The sequence below is a fragment of the Rhizobium sp. P1_E1 genome (assembly GCF_056406015.1).
Window position 1 is genome coordinate 22,166 of sequence record NZ_JBFUAY010000064.1, and the last position, 7,228, is coordinate 29,393.

Sequence of the window (7,228 nt, forward strand, 5' to 3'; positions counted from 1 at the left end):
GTAAATGTGGACAATAACTGATCTTATACCGTGGGCGTTTGCGCTGCCTCCCGCTCTTTGGGAATTACGGAATGTGTGGAGACGGCATGGCTGGATTTTGGGAGCCGGTGCAGGCTTAATCGTCTTCGGCGGCATATTCGTCTGGATTTATGTTGTCCAGCAGTCAGTTCACAATATGAACTATGGAGCGCTAGGTGTTGTGCAAGCGCTCGGTTTGCTGCTTGGACCACTAGCTGCCGCAATCGTTATCACCAAAAGGACGAGCTTGGCTGCTGGGTTTTTTGCTGGGGTAGCCGTTGGATTCTGCGTTTACGTCGCCACTGCCACCATTGGAATTGCCATCTACGGCGAGTGAAGCCCAGGCGGTTCTACTGGGCTGCGGGTTCGAGCTTTGCGGTATAGGCCCACGGTAACACTAGCCGTGTTCCAGACTTGCTAGGTCGTATTAACCCGTTCGCAATATGAGCCATGCGGGCGGTAGGAGACGAATTGCAAGTCTATCGTCAGCGCATGAGCAGCGCGACCAAACCAACCCGGGAGTTTACCCCGAGCTTGGAATAGATGTTTCTGAGGTGGGTTCTGACCGTTTCGTAGCTGATGTGATCGGCTATGGCCACCTCCTTTGGAGAATGGCCGGAGGCAATGCTTGAGGCGATCCGAATCTCCGTCGCAGTCAGTTTGTAGGATTCCATTAAGAAGTCTCGCCGCTCATTGAGTGGCGTGGCCACCATCGGCTCGACAATGACGGCCACAGTCGGCCCCTCCAAGAACTCGGTGAATGCATCGGACTGGAGCCGAAGGAGTGTGATCCGATAACTAGCCTTGTCCTTCCCCTTTGCGATCGCCGTATGCGGCCTTGTTTGCACACCCTTTCTTGACGTCAGGAAATCGAGAAMGGCAGTCGACTTCTCGCATTGAAGTTCGAGCTTGCCGCTTGGGGCGACATGCATAGGAAAGCCAGCCGCCATTAAGGCTTCTGCGCTCTTATTCCATTGGCGTGCTCGCCCATGCTCCGAAACGTAGATCAGTCCGACGCCGATGCTATCAAACAGCGTTTGCGTTGTCTGTCTTTCCGGGGCGAGCAGATCGCGCTTCCGGATGAAATCGAAAGCCCTTTTCAAATGGGGAGCGAGTATCGTGTAGCGCCCGGCTGCTTCTTTGTTGAAATCGGGGTCTGCTGACGACGTGCAGGTCGATAGGACGAAGGTGCGGGTTTCCTCCCGAATGATGGAGACACCAATGCTCGTCTCGCATTGGGCCTGTCCCTTCAGCCAATCATTGTAGAATTCCGATTTGAGCAAGTCCTTGCGTGGAAAGATTTCGTCTCCGCAGACACCCTGACCGACGGGCACAAAGCTCAATCTCGGAATCCAGGGGTTCACAGCGGCAAAGTGGCTGCTGAACTGGTCGACCTCGGTCCTCGAGAACCCCGATACGTAAGGAACATGGGCCACAGGCGAGGCCAGATCGTGGTAATGGAGGGCGGCCTTTCCATTTGGCGAAGTTTGCGCCACGCGATCCAGAAAATCCTGCCAATCGCACTCACCGAATAGACTTCCATAGATCAAATCTATCAGCTCAGATGAAGCGTCTTTTGACTGGAGCATGATCTTTCTGAAAATCCCACAGCGAGTATTTCCGGTATTAAATAACGTTGCTCAGGCAAAGACAACAGCAGCCCCATGTAATATCAAATCGGCGGCCATGGGCATTCGTGACCAATCGCAATGCGGTACTACTCGCTGCTTCGCAAGCGATGCAGGTATGGCCAACTCCATAGTTCTCACCGGTCGATAGTTGCGACGGAGCCGCGCACGACGAGGCTCGTGCTGACGCGCAGGCGTTCGACGGCAAGCGGGGCGCGTTCGATGCGGGCGATGAGCCGCTCGCCGGCGAGCTTGCCCATCTCATAGACGCGTTGGTCGACGATGGTGATCGGCGGAACGGTAACGCTGGTCCAGTCGGCGTCGAGAAACGAAATCATCGAGACGTCCTTGGGGATCGACAGGCCAAGCGACTGCAGCGACTTGAAGATGCGCAAGCCGACGAGGCTGTCTGAAGCCAGCAGTGCCGTTGGCGGCGATCCCTCCGAGAGCAGGCGTTTGATCACGCTGTCCGTCTGTTGATGGTTCGTGGCGCCGAGCCTGATATAATGAAGAGGGTTCGGCAAACCCGCCTCGGTCAGGACGCTGACAAAACCCTCCACGCGTTCGCGGACGGCGGAATTCGAGATCCGCCCGATATCGGTGAGCCCACCATCCTCGGCATCCATGGCAGAGACGTAGGCGAGGCGGCGATGTCCTTGCGCGATCAGATAGCGGGTCGCGGTGATGGCCGCATCCCGGTCGTCGCCGGTCACGGCGTCGACATCGAGTTCCGGGATGGCCCGGTCGAACAGGACCAGCGGCACGCCGGCGCGGCGGACGTGCCGCAGATGTTCGATGCTGTCGCAGCGGGCTGGAGTGACGATCAGGCCATCGACACGTTTGCCGATCAGGAGGTCGACGGCCGATTTTTCCGCATCGAGCTCTTCGCCCGAATTCGCGATGATGACGTTGAATCCAGCAAGACGGGCCGCGTCGCTGATGCCGCGTACCGCCAGACTGAAGAAAGCGTTCTCGATATCGCCGACCACGACCCCGATGATGCCGGACCTTCCGGTGCTCATGCTCCGGGCGAGCTCGTTCGGGCGGTATTCGAGGGCGGCGGCCGCCGCCATGACCTGATCTGTGATCTTGGCGCTGACCACGCCGTAGCCGCCGAGCACACGGGCGGCCGTCGCCTTCGAAACCTTTGCGGCCTTGGCGACGTCGGCGACCGTAACTGCACGTTTCGAATGAGCGGAATCTTCCATGAGCCGAGGACTACAAGAGTTGTTGACGACCGGTCAATTGACGGATATCAAATATGTTGTGAGACCGGTCTCTTTATACAGGAGACCGGTATCTTGTCCAGAAATCTCTATCGCAATGTGCGGTGGGGCAGGGCGACCCGACGATGCCGACAAGAGCATTCCTTTCAGAGCGGAGAACGAACATGAAACCTTTTGAATCATTCGTGGCCACCCTCGCCCCATTGCGGGCTGGCCTTTTGACATGCCTTCTTGCGATGGGCGCAGGCTCTGCGGCCGCCGCCGACAATCCCTATAACCTCATCGAGCCCGGGGTGATCAGCGTCGGGACGATGGGCGATTCCAAGCCCTATACGTTTGCGACGGCGGACGGCCAGTTCACCGGTTTCGATATCGAGCTGTTTCTCAACGTCGTCTCCCGCCTCGGCTTTCAAAAAGACAAGGTGACGTTCACGGGCCAGGAATTTTCAGCACTCCTGCCGTCGGTCGCAAATGAACGGTTCGACGTTGCCGTTGCGGCGATCGGGACAACCGAAGCCCGCAAGAAGACCGTCGATTTTTCCGACGGCTATCTTGCCGGTTATCTCTCTGTCCTGACCCCGGATGCMGGTATCAAGGATGCCGATGGCCTCAAGGGCAAGCGTCTCGGCGTCGTGCAGGGGACCTTGCAGGAAGTCTATGCAGCCAAGAATTTCGGGGGGACTGATCTGGTGAAATTCCCCGACAACAATTCTGCCGTGGCCGCGCTCAACAACGGAACGGTCGATGCGCATTTTCTCGACTACGAGGCCGCCAAGCAATATGGCGAGCGCTATCCCGCTCTGAAGGTTGCCGTGAATATCCCGTCCTTCGATGCGCCTGCTGGCTTCGTGGTCCGAAAGGGAAATGATGCCTTTCGCACGGCGCTGGACGGCGCGCTTCACGATGCGATGCAGGACGGTACCTGGAAGACCCTTTATGAAAAATGGTTCCCCGGCTCACCGATGCCGGAACAGTATCTTCCCAAGAAGTGACGCCGCAAGCCGCCCGCTCATGGCGGGCGGCTTACCAAGGCTCTGCCGGACGGCGGCGTCTGCGCCGAGCACGAATTCATGGGGATCTGAATGAACTGGCTTGAAAATCTGCGCCGCAGCTTCCTGGACTGGGATGCCATGGCGGAAGTTCTGCCGAGCATGATCAGCGTCGGCCTGAAGAATACGCTGATCCTGGCCGCCGCCTCGACCGTACTCGGTGTCGTCATCGGCATGACTCTCGCCGTGATGGGCATCTCGCAGTCACGCTGGCTGCGGCTGCCGGCACRCATCTACACCGATGTTTTCCGCGGGCTGCCGGCGATCGTCACGATCCTGATCATCGGCCAGGGTTTTGCCCGGATCGGGCGTGAGATCTTCGGTCCATCGCCATTTCCGCTCGGCATCCTGGCGCTCAGCCTGATTGCCGGAGCCTATATCGGCGAAATCTTCCGATCGGGCATTCAAAGCGTCGAGCGCGGCCAGATGGAAGCCTGCCGGGCGCTCAGCATGAGCCACGGGCAGGGCATGCGCCTGATCGTCATCCCGCAAGGCATCAGGCGCGTTCTGCCGGCGCTGGTCAATCAATTCATCGGAAACGTCAAGGATTCCAGCCTTGTCTACTTCCTGGGATTGCTCGCCTCCGAGCGGGAGATATTCCGTGTCGGGYAGGATCAGGCTGTCGTCACGGGCAATCTTTCGCCCTTGTTGCTGGCGGGCGTCTTCTACCTCGTCATCACGGTGCCGCTGACCCACTTCGTCAATTATATCGATGCGAGACTGCGGCTCGGAAAACAAGGTCGCGGCTCGGGTGCTGCGAGCGGATTAATCGAGGTGAGCGAGCTGCAGGCCGCCACCGGCCCAGGTCCCACAGCCAAGGCGGCGGAGGAGAGTACGCCGCGCTTCAAAGGCGGCGCCCTGAACATCCGGGACCTCACCATGGCCTATGGCGATCTCGACGTGCTGAAGGGGGTCGATCTCGACATCGCCGCCGGTACCGTCACCTGCATCATCGGCCCTTCCGGCTCGGGCAAATCGACGCTGCTGCGCTGCATGAACAGGCTTGTCGAACCGAAGGGTGGTGACATCCTGCTCGATGGCGAGAGCATCCTGGCGATGAAGCCGGAGAGGCTGCGCCGGCGGGTGGGGATGGTGTTCCAGCACTTCAACCTGTTTCCCGACCACACGGCACTCGAGAACGTCATGCTTTCGCTGACCAAGATCAAGAAGATGCCGAGGCAGGAGGCGCGGCGCATCGCCGAGGCACGTCTGGCCGATGTCGGTCTTGCAGGGCGTAAGGATCATCGGCCCGCAGGTCTGTCGGGTGGGCAACAACAGCGCGTCGCCATCGCACGCGCGCTGGCCATGGATCCGGAGGTCATGCTGTTTGACGAAGTGACGAGTGCGCTCGATCCCGAACTGGTGAAGGGCGTGCTCGACCTGATGGCCGCCCTCGGCCGCCAGGGCATGACGATGGCCGTGGTGACGCATGAGATGGGATTTGCGCGCAGGGTGGCCGACCAGGTCGTCTTCATGGATGAGGGCCGCATCGTCGAGGCCGGCTGCCCGAAGCAGATCTTCGACAATCCCCGAAGCGAGCGGCTGAAGCGCTTCCTTGCGGAAGTTCTCTGAAGCGCCCGAGGCAACGCATGGTGCCCCGGTCGTCCTCACACCGGCTGCGCCGGATTTCACCCGCTGTAGCAAGAGCAGAAAACAAGGTTATCGACATGAATGCTTCCACCAAACCCTTGAAGGTCGTCGTCATCGGTGGCGGGATCTTTGGCGTCTCGACATCAGTCCATCTGGCGCGGCTCGGGGTCCGCACCGTGCTCATTAACGACGGTCCGCTTGCCAACGGCGCCTCCGGCCGTTCGCTTGCCTGGCTCAACTCGGCGCGTAAACGCGCCGATGCCTATCACCGGCTGCGTCTGGCCGGCATAGATCGGTATCGCACGCTGGCCGCCCGATATCCCAATGCGCCGTGGCTGCGCTTCGACGGCGGCCTGACCTGGGATGCGGACGATGGTAGCAACGAGATCGCCGAGATCTTCGACTATGAGCGCGATCTCGGCTATCACGCGCAATGGCTCGCCCCGGCAAGGATTGCCGCGACGACGCCGGGTGTCGACGCAAGCGCCGTGACGCCGCAAGGCGCGATCTTCAATCCCGGGGAGGGCTGGGTCGATCTTCCGTCCTTGATCGGCACGCTTACGGAAGAATTCCGCACGCTGGGCGGCGAGATCGTCACGGACGCCGGTCGCGCGACGGTCGATATCGAAGGCGGGCGTGCCCGTGGCGTGATCACGGCCGACGGCATGCGCCGCGATGCGGATGCCGTGCTGCTTGCTGCGGGCGGTGACGTTCCCGCGATCGTGGCTGAGGTCGGCCAGCATATCGGCGATGCAACGCCTATTGCGCTTCTCGTCAGGACCAAGCCGCTCCGCCATCCGCTGAAGGCGGTGCTCAACACACCTCGCATTGCCATCCGCCCGACGCCCGGCGGCGGCTTCGCGCTCGATTCCGCCTGGTCCGAGGAAGAGGTGAGCGTGAAGCCCGACGGCAGCTATGATGTCAGGCAATCGACGCTGGAGGGGCTGCTGCGCGAGGCCTCAAGGGTTCTCGAAGGCAATCCGCAACTGGAGATCGAAGATTATGGGGTCGGTCCGAAGCCCATTCCGGGCGATGGTGAGCCGGTCTTCGGCGAGTTGCCGTCAATCCCTGGTTATTTCGTTGCCTTCAGCCATAGCGGTGCCACCCTCGGCCTGATTGCCGGCGAACTGCTGGCGGACGAGATCGCCACCGGACGCCGCCATCCACTGCTGGCGGACTTTCGGCCGGAGCGTTTCAGCGCATCGCGACGGTGAAGGTCGCGATGCGGAAGCTTGAGCCGCTCGCCAAGCGGATGACCGTTCTATGCCGCGGCGGTTCGACGAAGCGCCCCCGTTTGCTCCAATTGGAACTGATCGATCAACTGGAGGAGTATCCTCGTCTCGTCGGCAAGTTCCTTCGTCGCCGCGCTGGTTTCTTCGACCATGGCCGCATTCTGCTGCGTCATCTGATCCATCCGGTTGACGGAAGAATTCACTTCATGGAGGGCGTTGTACTGCTCTCTGCTCGAGCGAGCGATGACGTCCATCTGCTCGGAGGCGGTGACCACTTTCGCCGAAATGCTTTCGAGGACTTCGCTCGTCTCGCGGACGACACGCGCTCCGTTGGTAATCTCCGTCTGCGAACGTCCGATGAGCTGTTTGATCCTTTGGCCGGCCTCCGCGGAGCGTTGAGCCAGATCGCGCACTTCCTGGGCCACGACCGCAAAGCCTTTTCCGGCCTCGCCGGCGCGGGCCGCTTCGATGCCGGCGTTCAGGGC

Annotated in this window: 7 protein-coding genes; 4 read left to right on the forward strand and 3 right to left on the reverse strand. The window is 60.4% G+C overall.

The annotated features are described in order from the left end of the window. Positions 1-4 precede the first annotated feature (4 nt). Positions 5-355 carry a hypothetical protein gene (locus AC1D1Z_RS20720; RefSeq protein ID WP_018517832.1) on the forward strand — a complete coding sequence of 117 codons (351 nt, stop codon included), beginning with the start codon at positions 5-7 and terminating at the stop codon, positions 353-355. Between the two features lie 148 nt (positions 356-503). On the opposite strand, the gene AC1D1Z_RS20725 is transcribed toward AC1D1Z_RS20720, so the two are convergent. Then, positions 504-1,607: a helix-turn-helix transcriptional regulator gene (locus AC1D1Z_RS20725; protein ID WP_477851628.1), complete on the reverse strand. Its 1,104-nt coding sequence runs from the start codon at positions 1,605-1,607 to the stop codon at positions 504-506. Positions 1,608-1,783: 176 nt separating this feature from the next. Further along, positions 1,784-2,854 carry a LacI family DNA-binding transcriptional regulator gene (locus tag AC1D1Z_RS20730; RefSeq protein WP_018245874.1) on the reverse strand — a complete coding sequence of 357 codons (1,071 nt, stop codon included), beginning with the start codon at positions 2,852-2,854 and terminating at the stop codon, positions 1,784-1,786. A 182-nt stretch (positions 2,855-3,036) separates the two neighbouring features. Here AC1D1Z_RS20730 and AC1D1Z_RS20735 point away from each other — a divergent pair, with 182 nt between their 5' ends. The 3 genes from AC1D1Z_RS20735 to AC1D1Z_RS20745 all read left to right on the forward strand — a co-directional run bounded on the left by AC1D1Z_RS20735 (position 3,037) and on the right by AC1D1Z_RS20745 (position 6,725). Continuing rightward, a complete protein-coding gene (locus AC1D1Z_RS20735) occupies positions 3,037-3,864 on the forward strand; it encodes an ABC transporter substrate-binding protein (protein ID WP_018245873.1) in 828 nt (275 codons plus the stop codon). A 90-nt stretch (positions 3,865-3,954) separates the two neighbouring features. Further along, the gene (locus tag AC1D1Z_RS20740; protein ID WP_477851629.1) at positions 3,955-5,493 is read left to right on the forward strand and encodes an amino acid ABC transporter permease/ATP-binding protein; all 1,539 of its coding nucleotides are present in this window, start codon (positions 3,955-3,957) and stop codon (positions 5,491-5,493) included. Between the two features lie 95 nt (positions 5,494-5,588). Beyond that, entirely contained in the window at positions 5,589-6,725 is a 1,137-nt protein-coding gene (locus AC1D1Z_RS20745) for an NAD(P)/FAD-dependent oxidoreductase (RefSeq protein ID WP_018245871.1), read from the forward strand. Between the two features lie 47 nt (positions 6,726-6,772). Here AC1D1Z_RS20745 and AC1D1Z_RS20750 read toward each other — a convergent pair. Beyond that, positions 6,773-7,228: methyl-accepting chemotaxis protein (locus AC1D1Z_RS20750; protein ID WP_477851630.1), on the reverse strand; the 456-nt coding region annotated here is incomplete at its 5' end.